A 17,948-nucleotide genomic window follows, 5' to 3' on the forward strand; every position below is an offset into this window, starting at 1 on the left:
CCCAGCGCGCGTTCATCCGGCCTGTGGATGCTCGGATGGTAGCGGCACCTGCCCCGGGAGGGCTGCCGCGACCCTCGCTGCCGTATCACGTAGCCAGATGTGCGCGGCATCGCGGGCGTGGACCGGGTGCCACCACAGGGCCTCCCGGAGGGGGACGGCCTCATAGGGCGGCTCGATGATCCGCACCGGGGCGACGCTTCGAAAGCGCTCGGCGAGGAGCTTCTGGACGAGGGCGATGCGGTGGGTGCCCGCGACCAGGAAGGGCAGTGCCTGGAAGCTGTCCACGGACACCTCGACCCTCGGTTCGATGCCGAGCATGCCGAGCTGGCGGACGGCCGGGGCGTCGTAGTGACCCAGGGCAGCCGGGTCAGGTCCTTCCGGGTGAGATGTTCGCCGACCTCGGTGTTGTCCTCGGCGACGAGGAAGACCCACTGGTCCTCGTAGAGCTCGGTGGCCGGGAAGTCGCTGATGATGCCGTGCGGCATGAGCAGGCCGTCGGTGGTACTCAGGATCGTGGCGGCGTTCTCGACCATGCCGGGCGGGGTCTGGGTGAAGCGCAGCCGGATGCCGGGAGTCCTGTGGTGAAGGGCGCGGGCGAGCGCGGCCCCGAAGACGGCGACCGCGTAGTCGGAGGCCGCCAGGGTGAAATCGTGCTCCTCGCGTCGGGACTTGCGAGCGCACGAGCCCGGAGACGGCCGACTGCTCGACGTACTTGGAGGCGTCCTCGCCGTAGTAGACCGTGAGCTTGAAATTGGGCTCCGCGGTCTGCGGATCGTAGATCCCCGAGAGCAGGACCGCGCCGGCCAGGTTCTCCGCGTCGGCCCCACCGTCACCGGCCAAGTACGACGCCGCGTTCGTGGCGCCGGCCGAATGGCCCATCAGCACGATCCGGTCCGGGTCTCCCCATCACGGACGGGACATGACCTGGCCGCCAGCGACCGTCGGACTCACGCGATCATTCCCACCGATCGCGAGAACGGCGCAGCCTTGGACGCCGGTCTGTAGTGGACATTCAGGTGTCGGATGCATTCGGAAGTACATGTACGGCGTGTCTTCTTGTCGACCCGCTCTGGCTGAACTCGATAACCGATGGTGCGCCCACCGCGAGCGCTCGGCGGGCCGCAGCCACAGGGACGACCGTGCTGGCGGCCTTGCTGGACAGGCCGGCTGCTTGCGGCCTGCGCCGTCCTCACTCAGCCGGTGGCCGGGGACTCCACGCGGATCACGCTCCAGTCGACTTCCGGGGTGGGCACGGCCGCCTGCTCCAATGCGGCTCCATGGCCCAGCAATTCGCGAGCGATCTCCCCGACGGCCCACGTGGGCGTGTTCGCGGCGAGGACCCGGCCCTCGCTGGTGATCACCACCGCTTCACCGCCCAGGTGCTTGAGTGAGGGGGCGACGAGCTGCTCGAAGGCGGCCACCGGGACATCGGCCCCGACGACCCCCGCGAACTCACCGTCCACTGTCAGGGGCCGTGTGAAGGTCAGGATGTAGAGGCCGGCGCAGTGCAGATCGACGTACGGACCCATGACCGTGCCGTGGCCTTCGTCGCGGGGGATCACGAACCAGGGCTTGAGGGTGTAGTCGTAGAAGCTCTCACTTCGCGGATCCAGGTTCAGCCGCAGGGGCCGGGAGTCCTGGTCTCCGGTGCGCTGCCACCACTCGAGGTGGAAGGCGACATCGACGAGCGCGTCGGGTGTCATGACCACACCGGTGCCGTTGAACAGCTCGCCCTGCTCGCGCAGCAGGTCCTGGATCGTCGGCCGCACGGCGGCGAGGTCGCTCGTCCCGGGATGCCTGCCCTTCCGGCCGGCCGTGCTCAGGTGTTCACGTGCCTCGGCCTCCAGGACGGCCAGCGCCGAGAAGACGGATTCCACCGCGTCCCGGATGGATTCGCTGCACCGGACGATGCCGGTGGCTGGGGTGCTGGTCATCACTGTGCTCCGTCAAGGAGGGCGGCGCGGGGGGCGCCAACGGGTCAGGCATCGGTCAACCGTAGGTGTGTGCGTACCAGATGGCGAGCGCCGGTGATGGTGTGTTCCTCGGCGAGGCGGCGCGCCTCCGCGGCGTCTCCGGCCATGACGGCCACCAGGATCTCGTGATGCTGGTCGGCGAAGGCGGACGCGTCGGGCCCGTCGCCGTCCGGCAGCCACAGCAGCGGCCCGAGTTCCGCCTGCAGGCGGACCTCCAGCCGTGTCAGCCGGACGGACTGCGTGGCCACGGCCAACTCGATGTGGAAACGGGCGTCGGCCTTGCGCCGTTCGGCGGGGGACTCGGCCTTGCGCAGGGCCGTGACCAGGCGGTCCAGGCTCATCGCCAGGTCCGAGGGGGCCCGTTCGGCGGCGAAACGGGCCACGGTCCCCGAAACGGCGAACTGCTCGTCGCCGAGATCGCGCAGCTCCGAGATGCCCAGTTCCCTCAGACGGGCCTGGTGGATCCTGGTGAGTCCCTCCTCCGGGCTGCGGATGAAACTCCCGCCGTTACGGCCGCGCCGCGTCTCGACGAGTCCCTGCTCGCGCAGCATGGCCAGGGCCTCGCGGACGGTGCCGTTGGCGACACCGAGCTGGCAGGCGAGGTCACTTTCGCTGGGAAGCTGTTCCCCCTCGGCCATCAGCCCGATGGTGACCGCCTCGGCGATCCGGCGGATCACCATGTCCGCCCGTCCGGAGTCGCTCAGGGGCGCGAAGACGGCGCTCATCACCGGCGAGCGGCCCTCCACTGCCGCCACGGCCCCCTCCTCAAAGGTCAAAGTCCGTAACGAGAGATCGTTTCCAGCCTAACAGTCAAACCGTTGTCCTTTGAACTCCAATGTAGTAGGTTTTCGCGCATTCGACATGCCGGACCCCTCCCGGTCCTCGTCGGCCTCCCCCACGGCCCCGGTCCTGCCGACACCCCGCTCAGCAGCGTGTTTCCCTCAAGGAGCCCGTCGATGAACGACGCCACGCAGTCTCCGCCGTCCCCTGCAGACGCCGACGCCCAGCGACTTGCCGCTCTCGGTTACGAGTCCGAGTTCAAGCGGGACATGAGCCTGTGGGCGAACTTCTCGCTGGGGTTCACCTATCTCTCGCCGGTCGTCGGCGTGTACACCCTGTTCGCGGCCTCCCTGATGGCGGGCGGCCCGCCGATGATCTGGGCCTTCGTCATCGCGGGCGTCGGCCAGCTGCTGGTGGCCCTGGTCTTCAGCGAGGTCGTCGCCGAATTCCCGGTGGCCGGCGGGGTGTACCCGTGGGCCCGGCGGCTGTGGGGCCGCAAATGGGGCTGGATGACCGGCTGGATCTACCTCCTCGCCCTGCTCTCCACCATCTCGGCGGTCGCATACGGCGCCGGACCGTACGTGGCCGCGGTGTTCGGCTTCGCCTCCAGCACCACCACGACGATCCTCTGCGCACTGGGACTGCTCCTGCTCGCCACGGTCATCAACTTCGGCGGCACCAAGGTGCTCTCCGCCGTCGCCGTGTTCGGCTTCGTGGCCGAGATCGTCGGGGCCGTCGTGGTGGGTGCCTGGCTGCTGATCGCCAACCGTCACCACGGACTGGGCGTGCTGTTCGACAGCTTCGGTTCCCAGGGCAGCCACTCGTACCTCTACGCCTTTGCGGCCGCCTCGCTCATCGGCGTCTTCCAGTACTACGGCTTCGAGGCGTGCGGCGACGTGGCCGAGGAGGTCCCGAACCCCGGCAGGCGGATCCCGACCTCGATGCGGCGCACCATCTACATCGGCGGTGCCGCCGCGACCGCGGTGTGCCTTGCCCTCATCCTCTCCGTCAGCGACTTCGGCGCGGTGATCTCGGGCAAGGACGCCGACCCGGTGACCACCGTGCTCACCGACGCCTTCGGCAGCGGCGGTGCCCGCGCCGTCCTGGTCGTCGTCCTGCTCTCCTTCATCTCCTGCGCGATGAGTCTGCAGGCGGCGGCCAGCCGGCTGACCTACTCCTTCGCCCGGGACCGGATGATCGTCGGCAGCCGAGTGCTGGCGGCGTTCTCCGAGCGGCTGCGGGTGCCGCCATACGCCCTGCTGCTCGCGGCGCTCCTTCCCGGGCTGATCATCGTGGGGTCCGCGTACTCCGCCGACGCCCTGGTGAAGATCATCTCCTTCTCCACCCTCGGCATCTACCTCGCCTTCCAGATGGTTGTTCTCGCCTCCCTGCGGGCGCGGCTGCGCGGCTGGCGGCCTTCCGGCGAGTACCGGCTGGAGCGGTGGGGACTTCCGGTCACCATCGGCGCCCTGGTCTACGGCGTCGTCGCGCTCGTCAACATGAGCTGGCCGCGCACGCCCGGCACGCCCTGGTACGACAACTACATCGTGCTGGTCAGCGGCGCCGTCGTAGTGGGCGTGGGCGCCCTGTACATGGCCGTCGCCAAGCCGCACGAGCGGGGAGACGCCCCGGCGGGGGACGCGCTGGCCGCTCCGGACGCGCACGAGCCGTCCTCGTCGCCCGCCTCCGTCTGAGCACGCAGACCCGGCTTTCCCTTCCCACCGTCGCGCGCGACGCGACGCCGAGATTCGAAGGTGGAACGAACATGTCCCCAACCCTGCCCACGAAGGCGCTTGTCGACGGCTCGTGGCTGGACGGCGCCGCGGGCAGCTTCCCGGTGCACTCCCCGCAGTCCGGTGAGCTGATCGCCGAGGTGACCCGCTGCGACGCCCAGGACATCGCCCGCGTTGTGTCCGCCGCCCGCCGGGCCCAGCCCGGATGGGCCGCCACGCCCCTCATCGAACGGGTCAAGATCCTGCGCCGGGTCCATGCGCTCTTCGCCGAGCGCGCGGAGGACGTCGCCCGAGTGCTGACGCTGGAGATCGGCAAGACCGTCGCGGAGGCCCGCGAGGAGGTCATCGAGTACGCGGCCCCCGCCTGGCAGAAGGCCGGTGAGGAGGTCCTGCGCCACCGGGGCCTGTCGTTCCCCTCCACCCAGGAGCAGACCAACAACAAGCGGCTGGTCATGAACTACCGCCCGCTCGGCGTCGTCGGCGTCGTGACCCCGTACAACTTCCCCACCGACATCTCCTCGATCGCGCTGGCGCACATCGTCGCGGCCGGCAACACGGCCGTCTGGAAGCCCTCGGAGTACGCCCCGATCAGCTGCAACCTCGTAGCGGAGATCTTCACCGAGGCCGGCCTGCCCGACGGCGTGATCAACGTCGTGCACGGGCTCGGCGACGTCGGAGCCGCCCTCGTCGACCACCCGGGCGTCGACGGCCTGTTCTTCACCGGGTCGACCGCCACCGGCGAACGCATCGCCCGCGCCGCCGCCCTCCGCCCGCACCTGCTCGAACTCGGCGGCGACGGCCCCTTCATGATCCTCCCCGACGCGGACATCGACGCCGCCGTCGATGCCGCTGTCAACGGCTGCTTCTACTTCGCCGGACAGGTCTGCACCTCGGCGGAACGGCTCCTCGTCCATGAGGACGTCCACGACGAGTTCGTCACCAAGCTGACCGCCCGCGCCGCCCAACTCCGCGTCGGCGACCCGGCGTTGGAAGACACCGACATGGGCCCCGTCCGCAACGAGGCCACCCTCCGGCGCATCGCCGAACATGTGGCGGACGCCCGCGACAGGGGAGCGGACGTCGTCCAGTTCGGCAAGGAGGAAGGCCTGTTCTTCCCGGCCACGATCCTCACCGGCGTCACGCCCGAGATGCGCATCGCCCAGGAGGAGACCTTCGGCCCGGTCGCCCCCGTCATCAAGGTCTCCTCGGTGCAGGAGGCCGTGGAGATCGCCAACTCCAGCGACCTCGGCCTGATCGCATCCCTGTGGACCCGGGACCTGGCCACCGCCTGGCGGGTGGGGGAGGCCCTGCAGCACGGCACGGTCAACATCAATGAGACCAGCAACTACTGGGACCAGCTCGCCCCGTTCGGCGGCACCGGCAAGAGCGGCGTCGGCCGTGAACTCTCCGGCTGGTTCCTCGACACTTTCACCGAGTCCAAGCTGCTCGTCTTCGACCTGGGCGACGGCGAACTGCGCTACGACCGGCGTGCCGAAGGGGGCTGGTGACCATGAGGAAGCCCCGTCTCGCCACTGTTCTCGCGGCCACTGCCTGCGCGGTCCTCGTCGCCGGTGTCTCCGTGGCGCAGGCCGGCGACAGAACAGCGGGTCACCGTGGCGGCCCCGCCGTCTTCACACTGATCGAGCACGCCGACACAGACACGGTCGTCGACCTCGGACCGCACGGAGACAGCCTGGGCGACACCCTGGCCTTCGGAAACCCCGTGTTCGACACGGCTGGACACCGGGTCGGCAGCGACCAGGGCTCCTGCGTCCGCACCAAGGTCGGCACGGCATGGGAGTGCAACTGGACGACGACGCTGAACGGCGGATCGATCGTCGTCCAAGGGCCGTTCTACGACGCGGCCGACTCCACGCTCGCGATCACCGGCGGAACGGGCATGTGGCGCACGGCGCGCGGGCAGATGCACCTGCACGCCCGTGACGCCAAGGGCAGCGCGTACGACTTCACGTTCGCGGTGGAGCGCTGACCGGCCCATGGCGGCAACGCTTTACCTCTCTTTCTGAATGTCATGGACGGTGAGGGCGGTGGGTGTACCGCTTGCCTGGCTGATACGGCGTCAGGATCTGCGTCTGCGGGTGCTGGCCGGACGCGGCGGCCCGGACCGGGACGTGGTCTGGGCGCACAGCATCGAACTCGTCGACCCGGCACCGTGGTTGGCCGGTGGTGAGCTGCTGCTCACCACCGGGCTCAGGCTGACGGCGGACTCGGCCGCCTGCGAGAACTATGTCGGCCGCCTGGTGAAGGCCGGGGTGGCCGCCGTCGGCTTCGGGGTCGGACTGTCGCACGAGCAGGTGCCCGAGGCGCTCGTCGGCGCGGCCGAGGAGGCAGGGCTGCCACTCCTGGAAGTGCCGCTTCCCACCCCGTTCGTGGCCGTCACCAAGGCGGTCATGGAACGCCTGGCCGAGCAGCAGTACGAGGGCGTCGTACGGGCCTCACGCATCCAGCCGCAGATGACCCGCGCCGCGCTGCACGGCGGGGCCCAGGCGGTGGTGCGGGAGCTGGCCGTCTCCACCGGCACGTCCGTTGTCCTCCTGGACCATGACGGCAAGGTGCGCGCGACCCATCCGCCCGACGCCGCGGCGCCCGAGGCCGCACTCCGTTCCCCGGAGCAGGCGGTGGCGTCGGTCAGCAGCGGCCAGGACGGAGTGGTCGCCGTGCAGCAGGTCCGCGTCGGACCGCGTGCCCACGGCCGGCTGGTCCTGGCCGCTGACCGGGCCCTCACACCGGTCGACCACCTCCTGCTCGGGCACGCCGCCTCACTGGCAGCCCTGGAGGCGGAGAAGCCCCAGCGGCTGCGCGAGGAGCAGAACCGCGTAAACGCGCTGTTCCTGCGGTTGCTGCTGGACGGCTCGGTCACCGCATCGGCCGCCCTGGACCACCTCACCGAGGCGGGTTTCCCCGTGCGCGACGGCATCCGCGTCCTCGTCCTGCGCGGCGGCAGCCCCCGTCGGGCCCTTCAGGCCGTGGGGACGGAACTGGCCGAGCGCGGTCTGCCTCTGTTCGGCCGCGGGCACGGCGGGTGCGCGGCGGTGCTGCTGCCGGCCGGCCACGCGGTCACGGCGCAGACAGTTACGGACGGCGCACGGGCCTGGCTCAGGTCGCGCACCTGGGCCGGGCTGAGCGCCGTCCACGACCTGGCCGACGGACCCGCGGCGCTGTCCGAAGCCCTGAACGCCGCGTCGGTCGCCGAGGCCCGCGACAGCCTGGCCGTCGTGTCCTTCGAGTCCCTGGCGGGTCGGCTGCTCGCCGCCACCCCGGAGACGAGAAGAATCCTCGCGACGCTGGCCAAGGCGCAGCTGGCTCCCCTCGCCGCGTACGACACCGCACACGGCACCGACCTGCTCGTCTCGCTGCGTACCTTCCTGGAGCACAACGGCGGCTGGGAGGCGGCCTCGGCGGCCCTCGGCGTGCACCGGCACACCCTGCGCAGCCGCATGGAGCGGGTGCGGAGCCTGCTCGGCGCGGACCTGGACTCGGCGCACGTGCGCGCCGAACTCCTGCTGGCGTTGTCCGCCTGGCAGGCGTCCGCCGGCAGCGACCGAACCGGCTGACGGAAGGTCACCCGGCCGAGGACACCTCCTTGGCGATGGCCTCTCCCAGGATGGCCAACCCCTCCTGCAGCAGGGCGTCGGAGATCGACAGGGGTGGCAGGAACCGCAGCACGTTGCCGTAGCTGCCGGCGGTCAGGACCAGCAGCCCGTCTGCGTGGCAGCGCCGGGCCACCCGGGCGGCGAGGTCGGGAGCGGGCACCCGGTCGCCCTCGGGTTCGACCAACTCGATCGCGATCATGGCACCCCGGCCCCGTACGTCACCGATCACGTCGTGCGCGTCGGCGAGCTCGCCCAGATGCTCCAGCATGGTGTCGCCGATCTCCCGGGCCCGCTCCAGCAGATCGTGCGCCTCGATCTCCTCGAAGACACCCAGCGCCGCCTCGCAGGCCACCGGATTGCCGCTGAAGGTCCCGCCCAGACCGCCCGCCGCAACCGCGTCCATCAGCTCGGCCCGGCCGGTCACCGCGCCCAGCGGGAGTCCACCGGCGAGTCCCTTGGCGGTCGTGATCAGGTCGGGCTGGATGCCCTCGTGTTCGCAGGCGAACATCCGGCCGGTACGGGCGATGCCGGCCTGGATCTCGTCGACGACGAGCAGGATGCCGCGGGCCCGGCAGATATTGGCGACGCTGGTCAGGAATCCGGGAGCCGGGACGACGAAGCCGCCCTCGCCCTGGATCGGCTCGACCAGGACAGCGGCCACGTTTTCCGCTCCCACCTGGCGGTCGAGCAGGTCGGCAAGCGCATACGCCGCCTCCTCGGCGCACCGGGCGGGGCCGGTGGGCCAGCGGTACGGATATGCCATCGGGGCGCGGTGGACCTCGGGCGCGAAGGGGCCGAAGCCCTGCTTGTAGGGCTTGTTCTTGGCGGTGAGGCTCATCGTGAGCAGCGTGCGGCCGTGGAAGGCGTGGTCGAAGACGACGATGCCGGGACGGCCGGTGGCGGCACGGGCGATCTTGACGGCGTTCTCCACGGCCTCGGCACCGGAGTTGACGAGGATCGTGCGCTTCTCGCCGGGCACGGGGGTCAGTTCGTTCAGCTTCTCGCACACGTCCAGGTAGGACTCGTACGGATTGACCAGGAAGCAGGTGTGGGTGAAGCGGCGCAGCTGCGCGGCCGCGCGCTCCGCCACCGCCGGGGCGGAGTTGCCGACCGTGGTCACGGCGATGCCGCTGCCGAAGTCGATGAAGGAATTGCCGTCCGCGTCGACGATCACTCCGCCGCCGGCCGCCGCCACGAACACGGGCAGGACGGCGCCGACACCGGCCGGCACCACCGTCCGCTGACGGGCCAGCAGTTCACGGGAGCGCGGGCCGGGGATCTCGCTGACGACCCGCCGGACCTGCGCGAGGTCGGGGCCGCCGGCCGGCTGGGATGCACGGGGCATGAAACGTCCTCCGGGTTTACGGGGTTGGGAGCGCCGAGCCAAACACGGGCGGGGGACGCAGAACATGGACGGAAGGGCGTGTTCCGGGCGCGTGCGGCGGGACATCTCGTCCAGCGCGATCCGGGTCTCACATCAACGAACTGGTTCGTTTGACCGATGCCGCAGAGCGATGCCGCCGTAAAGCGAGCCATCCAGTTCGTCTGATCGGAGTCGTGCCGGGGCCTGGGGGTGCCCCGGCAGTCCGGGGCTCACCACCGCGGGCCCCGCACCATTGACGGATCGGCGTGCCGGGACAGCCCAGGACGGGCCGTTTCGTCCAATGCGCCGGGGCCGTGGACCCCCGCACAATGACGGCCTCACCCAGCCCGCCGCGCCCTGGGGCTCCAGCGGCGTACCAGGACCTCCCGGAAGGAGTGCCGATGCGATCCACCGCAGGCAGCAGCACAGGGCGGGCCGGAGCGGTCCGGCAGGTCCGGACGCTGCGCCATCTCGTCGCGGGGGAGTGGCGGACCGGCGACGGCGAGGACGTCGTTGACCTCAACCCGGCACGCCCCCGTGAGACCGTGGCAGTCGGATGGCTGGCTCAGGACCACGAACTCGACCAGGCCGTCGAGTCCGCCCGGGACGCCTTCCTCCGCTGGGCCGCCACCCCGCCCCAGGCCCGCGGCCGCATCCTCGATCGCGCCGGCGAGGTCATCGACACTCACGCGGAGCGGTGGGGCGAGGAACTGGCATGGGAGGAGGGCAAGACCCGGGCCGAGGGTATCGGTGAGGTACGCCGGGCCGCGGAGATCTTCCGCTACTACGCCGGGGAGGGATCCCGCCCGGTCGGCGAGGTCTTCGCCTCGCCCCGCCCCGGCGAGCAGATCCATGTGATCCATCGGCCGGTCGGCGTTGTGGCGGTGGTGACACCGTTCAACTTCCCCATCGCGATCCCGGCCTGGAAGATCGCCCCCGCGCTCGCCTACGGCAACACCGTCGTGTGGAAGCCTGCGAGCCTGGTGCCGCTGCTCGCCATGCGCTTGGCCGAGGCGCTGGTCGAGGCCGGGCTGCCGGACTGTGTCCTCTCCCTGCTCATCGGAAGCGGCAGCCTCGGCGGCCGGCTGGTCCAACACCCGGGCGTCGACGCGGTCACCTTCACCGGCTCGACCTCGGTGGGACGCGGTCTGATCGCTGCCTGTGGGCGGCTGGCCCGGCCCGTCCAGACCGAGATGGGCGGCAAGAACGCGGCCGTGGTGCTCGCCGACGCCGATCTCGACCTCGCCGTACAGGAGGTGCTGGCCGGCGCCTTCCGGTCCGCGGGGCAGAAGTGCACCGCGACCTCCCGGCTCATCGTGCAGGAGCCCGTCGCCGACGAGTTCCTCGACCGGCTCACCAAGCGGGTCGCCGCCCTGCGGGTCGGCGATCCGCTGGAGGAGACCACCGAGATGGGGCCTGTCGTCTCGATCCAGGCCCGGGACGACATCCAGCAGGCCGTGGACGCCGCAGCCGAACGCCCCGGCGTCGACATCCTCACAGGCGGCCGCCGCTACGACGACGACCGCATGGGCGGAGCCTTCGTCCAGCCCACCGTGGTCGAACTGGCCGACGACGACCCGCTCTGGCGCGAGGAGCTGTTCGGCCCCGTCCTCGCCGTCCGCCGTGCCCCGGACGTCCGGGCAGCACTCGCCCTCGCCGACGACAGCGACTTCGGCCTCTCCGCGGCCCTCTTCACCGACGATCTGCGGGCCGTCACCGCCGCGATGGACCACATGGACGTAGGCGTGCTGCACATCAATTCCGAGACGGCGGGCGCCGATCCGCATGTGCCGTTCGGCGGCGTCAAGCAGAGCGCGTACGGACCGAAGGAACAGGGCCGCGCGGCACGTGAGTTCTTCACCCGCTCCAAGACGGTGTACCTGCGCAGCTCCGGAGGACCGACGCCGTGACGACGCCCTCGACGCTGCCGCTGAGCGGCGTGCTCGTCGCCGATTTCGGCCGCGTGCTCGCCGCGCCGTACGCCACCATGCTCCTCGCCGACCTCGGCGCCGATGTCATCAAGGTCGAGCACCCCGCCGCCGGGGACGACACCCGGGCCTGGGGCCCGCCCCACGCCCACGGCGAGGCCACCTACTTCCTTTCCGTCAACCGCAACAAGCGCTCCCTCGCGCTCGACCTGCGCGACGAGAGGGACCACCGGCGCGCGAGCGAACTGGCGCGCCGCGCCGACGTGCTCTTCGAGAACTTCCGGCCCGGCACCATGCGCCGACACGGGCTCGGCTACGACCAGGTCAGCTCCGGCAACCCGGGCATCGTGTACTGCTCGATCACCGGCTTCGGTGCCGGACCGGGGGCCGCCCTGCCCGGCTACGACCTGCTGATCCAGGCCGTCGGCGGGCTGATGAGCGTCACCGGCCCCGCCCCCGGACAGCCCGTGAAGACCGGCGTGGCCCTCGTCGACGTGCTCACCGGCCTGCACGCGGCGACAGGTGTGCTCGCCGCGCTGCGCCACCGCGACGCGACCGGCGAGGGACAGCACATCGAGATCGACCTGCTCTCCACCCTGCTGTCGAGCCTGGTCAACCAGGCCGCCGGATACACCCTGGCCGGCCGGGTACCGGGCATCCTGGGCAACCGGCACCCCTCCATCGCGCCCTACGAGGTCTACCAGGCCAAGGACCGGCCGCTGGTCGTCGCCGTCGGCAACGACCGCCAGTTCACCGCCCTGTGCCGGGGCCTCGGCGCGCCGGACCTCGCCGACGACCCGCGCTTCGCCACCAACCCCGAACGGGTCACACATGTCGACGAACTCGCCCAGAAGCTGGGCGAGTTGCTCGCTACCCGAACGGCGGCCGAATGGTTCGAGCACCTCACGCCCCTGGGCGTGCCCTGCGGCCCGGTCAACGACCTCGCCCAGGCGTTCGACCTCGCCGAACGCCTCGGCCTCGCGCCTCGGGCCGCGGTCACCGACGACGACGGATCTCCCATGGATCTCGTCGCCAACCCGATCTCCCTGTCCCGCACCCCGCCCCGCTATACCCGCCGCCCACCCCGGCTGGGCGAGCACACCGGCGAGATCGCGGACTGGCTGGACTCCTGACCGACACTCACCCCCTGGAGTACACGATGAGCGGCGCCAAGCCGATGAAGGACCCCCTCGACCTGATCGACCTCGCCTCCATCCTCACCGAGGAGGAACGCGAGATCCAGGCCACCGTCGCCAGGTTCCTCGCCGACCGGGTCCGCCCGCACATCGGCGAGTGGTTCGAGAACGCCTACTTCGCCTGCGAACTCGCCCCGGAACTCGGCAAGTTGGGCGTCCTCGGCATGCACCTCGAAGGCTACGGCTGCGCCGGCACCAACGCGGTCAGCTATGGCCTCGCCTGCCTGGAGCTGGAGGCGGCGGACTCCGGCCTCCGCAGCTTCGTCTCCGTGCAGGGCTCGCTGTCGATGTACTCGATCTGGAAGTGGGGCTCCGAAGAGCAGAAGCAGGAGTGGCTGCCCCGGCTCGCGGCCGGTGAGGCGATCGGCTGCTTCGGCCTGACCGAGCCCGACTTCGGCAGCAACCCCGCCGGGATGCGCACCCGGGCCGTGCGCGACGGCGGCGACTGGATCCTCAACGGTTCCAAGATGTGGATCACCAACGGTGGCATCGCCGACGTGGCCACCGTCTGGGCGCAGACCGAGGACGGCATCCGCGGCTTCCTCGTGCCGCGCGGCGCGCCCGGCTTCACCACCCAGGACATCAAGCAGAAGATGTCACTGCGCGCCTCCGTCACCTCGGAGTTGTACTTCGACAACGTACGGCTGCCCGCCGCGGCGCGGCTGCCGCACGCGGAGGGCCTGCGCGGACCGCTGTCCTGCCTGAACGAGGCCCGCTTCGGCATCCTGTTCGGCGCGGTCGGCGCGGCCCGCGACTCGCTCCAGGCGGCCATCGAGTACGCCGACTCGCGCGTCCAGTTCGGCCGCCTGATCAGCGCCTTCCAGCTCACCCAGAAGAAGCTCGCCGACATGAGCGTCTCGCTGGGCAGCGCCGCCCTGCTCGCCGTCCACCTGGGCCGGCTGAAGGACCAGGGCCGCATCCGCCCCGAACAGATCAGCTTCGGCAAGCTCAACAACGTCCGCGAGGCGCTCGCGATCGCGCGGGAATGCCGTACGGTCCTTGGCGCGAACGGCATCTCCGTGGAGTACGCGCCGCTCCGCCATGCCAACAACCTGGAGTCCGTCCTGACCTACGAGGGCACCAGTGAGATGCACACCCTGGTCATCGGGCAGGCCCTCACCGGCCACGCGGCGTTCCGCTGATGCCCCCACCCCGTCAGGAAGGTGTGTCCCGGCTTCCCGTGCCCGTCGAGCTTCATGGCGAGCGCCTGCCGGACTGGCTCGACGCCGTCCGGCGGGACGACCTGCCCCAGCCTTCGCACCCCCCGTCGCGGGCGCTGAGCGGACAGCCCACGTCACGGCGTGAGCGGGACTCGTGGGCAGGGTTGTCGCGCCGAGCGAGGGGCCTTGTCCGGCGCCGCCGACCGTCTCAGAACATCGCCTGGATGATTCCCACGGTACGGGCCAGGTGCGGCTCGGAGCGGTCGGTGCGGTGGGCGACGGCCAGTTCCACGCGGGCGTCGGCCCCGGTCAGTGGCACGTAGGTGACACCGTCGAGCGTCAGCGCGGTCACCGGTTCGGGCACGACGGCTACGCCGAGGGCGCCGGCCACGAGCGTGACGAGCGTAGAGGTCTCGCCGACCTCGTGGCGAATGTGCGGCTCGACACCGGCGTCCCGCAGGAGGCCCAGTACGACGTCGTACATCACGGAGCGGCGGTCGGCGGAGTGCACGATCAGGTCGGCGCCGGCGAGGTCCGTGACGCGCAGGCGTTTCCGGCGCGCGAGGGAGTGCTCGACCGGTACGGCCACCACCAGCCGGTCCCTGCGCAAGTTCTTCGCCGAACTCGGCCGCCCCGTCAGGCGGTTGAAGAAGGGCGAGGGCACGGTCGGCGTCGGGGACGCCGTACGCGTCGTCGACCCGCTCGGCTTCTTCCACGAGATCGAGCGTGGTGAGCGCCTCATCCAGCGTTACGACCTCCACCGCGGCGCCCAGATCGCCCGCCTCGACCACTTCAACATCTGCACCCCCGACATCCCCGCCGCCTACGCCCACTACAAGTCCCTCGGCTTCGGCTGCTCGGAGACCATCGAGGGCGACGAGCACGAGCTGTACGCCGCCTGGATGTACCGCAAGCAGACCGTCCACGACGTGGCCTTCACCGGTGGCGCGGGCCCCCGCCTGCACCACCTCGGGGTGGCCACCCACGAGTCCCACCAAGTGCTGCGCACCGCCGACATCTTCGGCGCGCTGCACGAGGAGAAGCACATCGAGCGCGGGCCCGGCCGGCACGGTGTCTCCAACGCCTTCTACGTCTACCTGCGCGATCCCGACGGCCACCGGGTGGAGATCTACACCTCCGACTACTACACCGGTGACCCCGACCACGAGACGTACCGGTGGAACGTCCACGACGACCGCCGCCGTGACTTCTGGGGCAACGCGGTCATCGAGTCCTGGTACAAGGAGGCGACGCCGGTCCTCGACCTCGACGGTCGGCAGCAGCCGGTGAGCAGCTCCGTGCTGGACGAGTCCGCCGTACAGGTGGGGGCCGACGGGCTCGGCTGACCTCCCGGCAATGCGGCTGTTCCCGGCCGACCGTGCCATATCCTCGCCACTTCGCCGGAGATGCCGGTAGTGCCACGTGGAAACGCGGAGCGAGATCACAGTGTGGTCGGCGGGAACAAGCTGAATAGTTCGAACGAATTACAGTGCCGAAAAGTCGGCTACGGAGCCGTCCGGTACACACGGTTCTTCGTTTATAATACAGCTATGACGATGAATGGGGACGGCAGGCAGAGCAAGGCGCAGTCGATGAGCGACAAGGCCTATGAGACGCTCCGCGAGGCCATCGTCAGCTGCGAACTGGCGCCGGGGACATGGATCAAGGCGTCCGAGCTGTCGGAGTCGCTCGGCCTGGGTCGGACGCCGACGATGCAGGCGCTGCAGCGCCTGGAGGCGGACGGGTTCGCCCGCCCGGTGAAGCGCAAGGGCTGGCAGGTCACGCCGATGACGCTGCAGAGCGTCCAGGACATCCTCGAAGCCTTCGAGTTGACCGCCCCGTCGCTGGTGGTGCTGATCATCCGCAACGCCACTGACGAGCAGATCGCCACGGCCGCCGAATTGGTGACGACGACGGCACCGGGCGGCCGTCCCGCGTCCGCACTCAATCCTGACATGATGAAGGCAGCGCCGATCCGTTACCTCGTCCAGATTTGCGGAAATCCGGTAATGACGGAAATGACGCTTCCCTTGGCGACGCATGTGGAACGAGTTTTCAGGTTCGGACTGCTGCATGACAATTTCTTGGACCGCACTCACGTCCGCTGGCGCAGCGCCTTCTTCGACGCTTTGGCGGCCCGCGACGAGAAACGTGCACGGGAGGCGGTCCTCAAAGTGATTCACGTTGGTGCGACGGAGATCTACCGGATTCTTCAGGGCGCGGAGTCCATCCGGTCGGTGCCCCTGCACATCGAACGCGCCTCCTGATCAGATCGAGATCCCGCCGTCGACAGGCAGTACGACGCCGGTGACGTATCCCGCTTCGCGGGAGGCGAGGAAGCCCACCGCGGCGCACATCTCGGAAGCCTCGCCGAATCTGCCCAGCGGGATGCCGGCCGCGAGTTCGGCCTTCTTGTCCTCCGGGATGGAGGCGACCATCCGGGTCTCCGCGTTGGGGGAGATCGCGTTGACGGTGACTCCGAAGCGGGCCAGTTCCTTGGCCGCGGTCCTGGTGAATCCGATGATGCCCGCCTTGGCGGTGGCGTAGTTCGCCTGACCGGTGTTGCCGTGCAGACCGGTGTAGGAGGTGACGTTGACGACGCGGCCGTAGCCCCGGGCGCGGAAGTGCGGAACGCAGGCGCGGGTCAGCCGGAAGGTACCGCCGGCGTGGATGGCCAGGACGCTCTCCCAGTCGTCGTCCGTGAGCTTCCACAGGACCTTGTCGCGCAGGATTCCGGCGTTGTTGACGATGACGTCGATCCGGCCGGTCTCGGCGATGACCTGCTCGACGGCCCGGTCGATGTCCTCGGTACTGCTGACGTCACCGGAGATGGCCCGTGCTCCGACCTCGGCCGCGGCCTTGCGGACCTCCTCGCCGTCGTAGTCGATGAGGAAGACGTCGGCACCGGAGTTGGCGAAGAACCGGCCGAGTTCGAGACCGATACCGCGCGCACCGCCGGTCACGATCACGGACTGGCCGGTGAAGTCGAAGGACAGATTCATCGGGAGTTCTCTCCTGGAAAAGAGGGGGCTTCAGGGTTCGTGCGGTCAGAGAAGTTCGATGAGCGTCGCGTTGGCCTGTCCTCCGCCCTCGCACATCGTCTGCAGGCCGTACCGGATGTTCTCGGCGCGCATGTGGTGGAGCATGGTGGTCATCAGCCGGGCCCCCGATCCGCCCAGGGGATGGCCGAGTGCGATGGCACCGCCGCGAGGGTTGACCCGGGCCATGTCCACCTCGAACTCCGCCGCCCATGCGAGCACCACCGACGCGAAGGCCTCGTTGACCTCGAAGACGCCGATCTCGTCCAGGCCGACTCCGGACTTGGCCAGCACCTTGTGCGTCGCCGGGATCGGGCCGGTCAGCATCGGCATCGGTGCGGAACCGGTGACGACCGCCGTGTGGACGCGGGCGAGAGGTGTCAGACCCAGAGCGGCCGCCGCCTCGCTCGTCGTCATCAGCAACGCGGCCGCACCGTCCGAGATCTGCGAGGAGTTGGCGGCGGTGACGCGGCCGTCTTCGCGGAACGCCGGGCGGAGGGTGCTCAGTTTGTCGAGGGTCCCGCCGCGTCGTATGCCCTCGTCCGTCGTCACGATTGTGTCGGCCGCCGTGATGGGTTCGATCTCCGTGGTGAACAGTCCGGCATCCGTGGCGGTGGCCGCGCGCTCGTGCGAGGTCAGCGCGAACTCGTCGAGCTGGGTGCGGGACAGCCCCCACGCGTCGGCGATCATCTCGGCGCCGATCCCCTGGTTGGGGAACTCCGGGCCGTACCGCTTGACATAGCGCTCGCCCAGCGGGTTGCCGGTTGCCGCCGCGGACCCCATGGGAACCCGGGACATGTTCTCCACGCCGCCGACGACGACCACGTTGTAGTAGCCGGCTATGAGTCCTGCGGCTCCGAAGTGCACGGCCTGCTGCGAGGAGCCGCACTGACGGTCGACCGTGGTCCCCGGTACGGACTCGGGCCAGCCCGCTGACAGCACCGCGGTGCGGGCGATGTCGAAGGTCTGCTCCCCGACCTGGCTGACACATCCCCACACGACGTCGTCGACGAGCCCCGGGTGGATTCCCGTGCGTTCGGCGAGGGCCTCGAGGACATGGGCGGACAGGTCGGCCGGGTGGATGGACGACAGCGCACCGCCGCGCTTCCCGACGGGGGTGCGCACGGCGGCGACGATGACGGCGTCGTTCATGATCTGCTCAT

The 17,948-nt window shown here is 70.2% G+C and carries 15 protein-coding genes and 1 pseudogene; 9 read left to right on the forward strand and 7 right to left on the reverse strand.

Annotated features, from left to right (window positions below):
- Positions 1-12 precede the first annotated feature (12 nt).
- The 3 genes and pseudogenes from ACFY1U_RS22160 to ACFY1U_RS22170 form a co-directional block, all read right to left on the reverse strand.
- Positions 13-659, reverse strand: a pseudogene (locus ACFY1U_RS22160) (LysR substrate-binding domain-containing protein); the annotation flags it as partial.
- A gap of 534 nt (positions 660-1,193) precedes the next feature.
- Positions 1,194-1,934, reverse strand: coding sequence for a cache domain-containing protein (locus ACFY1U_RS22165; RefSeq protein WP_390695831.1), 741 nt, complete (start codon positions 1,932-1,934; stop codon positions 1,194-1,196).
- A 44-nt stretch (positions 1,935-1,978) separates the two neighbouring features.
- A complete protein-coding gene (locus tag ACFY1U_RS22170) occupies positions 1,979-2,728 on the reverse strand; it encodes a FadR/GntR family transcriptional regulator (protein ID WP_390695832.1) in 750 nt (249 codons plus the stop codon).
- 201 nt (positions 2,729-2,929) lie between these two features.
- Here ACFY1U_RS22170 and ACFY1U_RS22175 point away from each other — a divergent pair, with 201 nt between their 5' ends.
- The 4 genes from ACFY1U_RS22175 to ACFY1U_RS22190 all read left to right on the forward strand — a co-directional run bounded on the left by ACFY1U_RS22175 (position 2,930) and on the right by ACFY1U_RS22190 (position 8,061).
- A complete protein-coding gene (locus ACFY1U_RS22175) occupies positions 2,930-4,447 on the forward strand; it encodes an APC family permease (RefSeq protein ID WP_390695833.1) in 1,518 nt (505 codons plus the stop codon).
- A 71-nt stretch (positions 4,448-4,518) separates the two neighbouring features.
- Complete coding sequence (locus ACFY1U_RS22180; RefSeq protein ID WP_390695834.1) at positions 4,519-5,994, forward strand: aldehyde dehydrogenase family protein; 1,476 nt, start codon at positions 4,519-4,521, stop codon at positions 5,992-5,994.
- Between the two features lie 2 nt (positions 5,995-5,996).
- The gene (locus ACFY1U_RS22185; RefSeq protein ID WP_390695835.1) at positions 5,997-6,476 is read left to right on the forward strand and encodes a dirigent protein; all 480 of its coding nucleotides are present in this window, start codon (positions 5,997-5,999) and stop codon (positions 6,474-6,476) included.
- A 58-nt stretch (positions 6,477-6,534) separates the two neighbouring features.
- Positions 6,535-8,061 carry a PucR family transcriptional regulator gene (locus tag ACFY1U_RS22190; RefSeq protein WP_390695836.1) on the forward strand — a complete coding sequence of 509 codons (1,527 nt, stop codon included), beginning with the start codon at positions 6,535-6,537 and terminating at the stop codon, positions 8,059-8,061.
- Between the two features lie 7 nt (positions 8,062-8,068).
- Here ACFY1U_RS22190 and gabT read toward each other — a convergent pair whose 3' ends face one another.
- A complete protein-coding gene (gene gabT / locus ACFY1U_RS22195) occupies positions 8,069-9,445 on the reverse strand; it encodes a 4-aminobutyrate--2-oxoglutarate transaminase (protein ID WP_390695837.1) in 1,377 nt (458 codons plus the stop codon).
- Between the two features lie 419 nt (positions 9,446-9,864).
- Between gabT and ACFY1U_RS22200 the strand changes: the two genes are divergently transcribed.
- The 3 genes from ACFY1U_RS22200 (at position 9,865) to ACFY1U_RS22210 (ending at position 13,729) form a co-directional block, all read left to right on the forward strand.
- The gene (locus ACFY1U_RS22200; RefSeq protein WP_390695838.1) at positions 9,865-11,373 is read left to right on the forward strand and encodes an aldehyde dehydrogenase family protein; all 1,509 of its coding nucleotides are present in this window, start codon (positions 9,865-9,867) and stop codon (positions 11,371-11,373) included.
- Positions 11,374-11,450: 77 nt separating this feature from the next.
- Entirely contained in the window at positions 11,451-12,524 is a 1,074-nt protein-coding gene (locus tag ACFY1U_RS22205) for a CaiB/BaiF CoA transferase family protein (RefSeq protein ID WP_390695877.1), read from the forward strand.
- Between the two features lie 26 nt (positions 12,525-12,550).
- Positions 12,551-13,729, forward strand: a complete 1,179-nt coding sequence (locus tag ACFY1U_RS22210) for an acyl-CoA dehydrogenase family protein (protein ID WP_390695839.1) — start codon at positions 12,551-12,553, stop codon at positions 13,727-13,729.
- A gap of 226 nt (positions 13,730-13,955) precedes the next feature.
- On the opposite strand, the gene ACFY1U_RS22215 is transcribed toward ACFY1U_RS22210, so the two are convergent.
- Complete coding sequence (locus ACFY1U_RS22215) at positions 13,956-14,411, reverse strand: LysR family substrate-binding domain-containing protein (protein ID WP_390695840.1); 456 nt, start codon at positions 14,409-14,411, stop codon at positions 13,956-13,958.
- On the opposite strand from ACFY1U_RS22215, the gene ACFY1U_RS22220 reads away from it, so the two are divergent.
- Together ACFY1U_RS22220 and ACFY1U_RS22225 are read left to right on the forward strand one after the other, a co-directional pair.
- A complete protein-coding gene (locus ACFY1U_RS22220) occupies positions 14,392-15,093 on the forward strand; it encodes a VOC family protein (protein ID WP_390695841.1) in 702 nt (233 codons plus the stop codon). The two genes, ACFY1U_RS22215 and ACFY1U_RS22220, sit on opposite strands and share 20 nt — an antisense overlap.
- Before the next feature lie 204 nt (positions 15,094-15,297).
- Entirely contained in the window at positions 15,298-16,014 is a 717-nt protein-coding gene (locus ACFY1U_RS22225; protein WP_390695842.1) for a GntR family transcriptional regulator, read from the forward strand.
- On the opposite strand, the gene ACFY1U_RS22230 is transcribed toward ACFY1U_RS22225, so the two are convergent.
- Together ACFY1U_RS22230 and ACFY1U_RS22235 are read right to left on the reverse strand one after the other, a co-directional pair.
- Positions 16,015-16,749, reverse strand: coding sequence for an SDR family NAD(P)-dependent oxidoreductase (locus ACFY1U_RS22230; RefSeq protein WP_390695843.1), 735 nt, complete (start codon positions 16,747-16,749; stop codon positions 16,015-16,017).
- A 45-nt stretch (positions 16,750-16,794) separates the two neighbouring features.
- Positions 16,795-17,937, reverse strand: a complete 1,143-nt coding sequence (locus ACFY1U_RS22235; RefSeq protein ID WP_390695844.1) for a thiolase family protein — start codon at positions 17,935-17,937, stop codon at positions 16,795-16,797.
- Positions 17,938-17,948 lie beyond the last annotated feature (11 nt).

The sequence above is a fragment of the Streptomyces sp. NPDC001351 genome (assembly GCF_042896045.1).
Lineage (GTDB): Bacteria > Actinomycetota > Actinomycetes > Streptomycetales > Streptomycetaceae > Streptomyces.

Bases quoted from the DNA above. Each gene is read 5' to 3' on its own strand.
- ACFY1U_RS22205 (WP_390695877.1), top strand. From the start codon at position 11,451: ATGCTCCTCGCCGACCTCGGCGCCGATGTCATCAAGGTCGAGCACCCC.
- ACFY1U_RS22235 (WP_390695844.1), bottom strand. From the start codon at position 17,937: ATGAACGACGCCGTCATCGTCGCCGCCGTGCGCACCCCCGTCGGGAAG.
- ACFY1U_RS22210 (WP_390695839.1), top strand. From the start codon at position 12,551: ATGAGCGGCGCCAAGCCGATGAAGGACCCCCTCGACCTGATCGACCTC.
- ACFY1U_RS22225 (WP_390695842.1), top strand. From the start codon at position 15,298: ATGACGATGAATGGGGACGGCAGGCAGAGCAAGGCGCAGTCGATGAGC.
- ACFY1U_RS22230 (WP_390695843.1), bottom strand. From the start codon at position 16,749: ATGAATCTGTCCTTCGACTTCACCGGCCAGTCCGTGATCGTGACCGGC.
- gabT (WP_390695837.1), bottom strand. From the start codon at position 9,445: ATGCCCCGTGCATCCCAGCCGGCCGGCGGCCCCGACCTCGCGCAGGTC.
- ACFY1U_RS22165 (WP_390695831.1), bottom strand. From the start codon at position 1,934: ATGACCAGCACCCCAGCCACCGGCATCGTCCGGTGCAGCGAATCCATC.
- ACFY1U_RS22175 (WP_390695833.1), top strand. From the start codon at position 2,930: ATGAACGACGCCACGCAGTCTCCGCCGTCCCCTGCAGACGCCGACGCC.
- ACFY1U_RS22185 (WP_390695835.1), top strand. From the start codon at position 5,997: ATGAGGAAGCCCCGTCTCGCCACTGTTCTCGCGGCCACTGCCTGCGCG.
- ACFY1U_RS22180 (WP_390695834.1), top strand. From the start codon at position 4,519: ATGTCCCCAACCCTGCCCACGAAGGCGCTTGTCGACGGCTCGTGGCTG.
- ACFY1U_RS22200 (WP_390695838.1), top strand. From the start codon at position 9,865: ATGCGATCCACCGCAGGCAGCAGCACAGGGCGGGCCGGAGCGGTCCGG.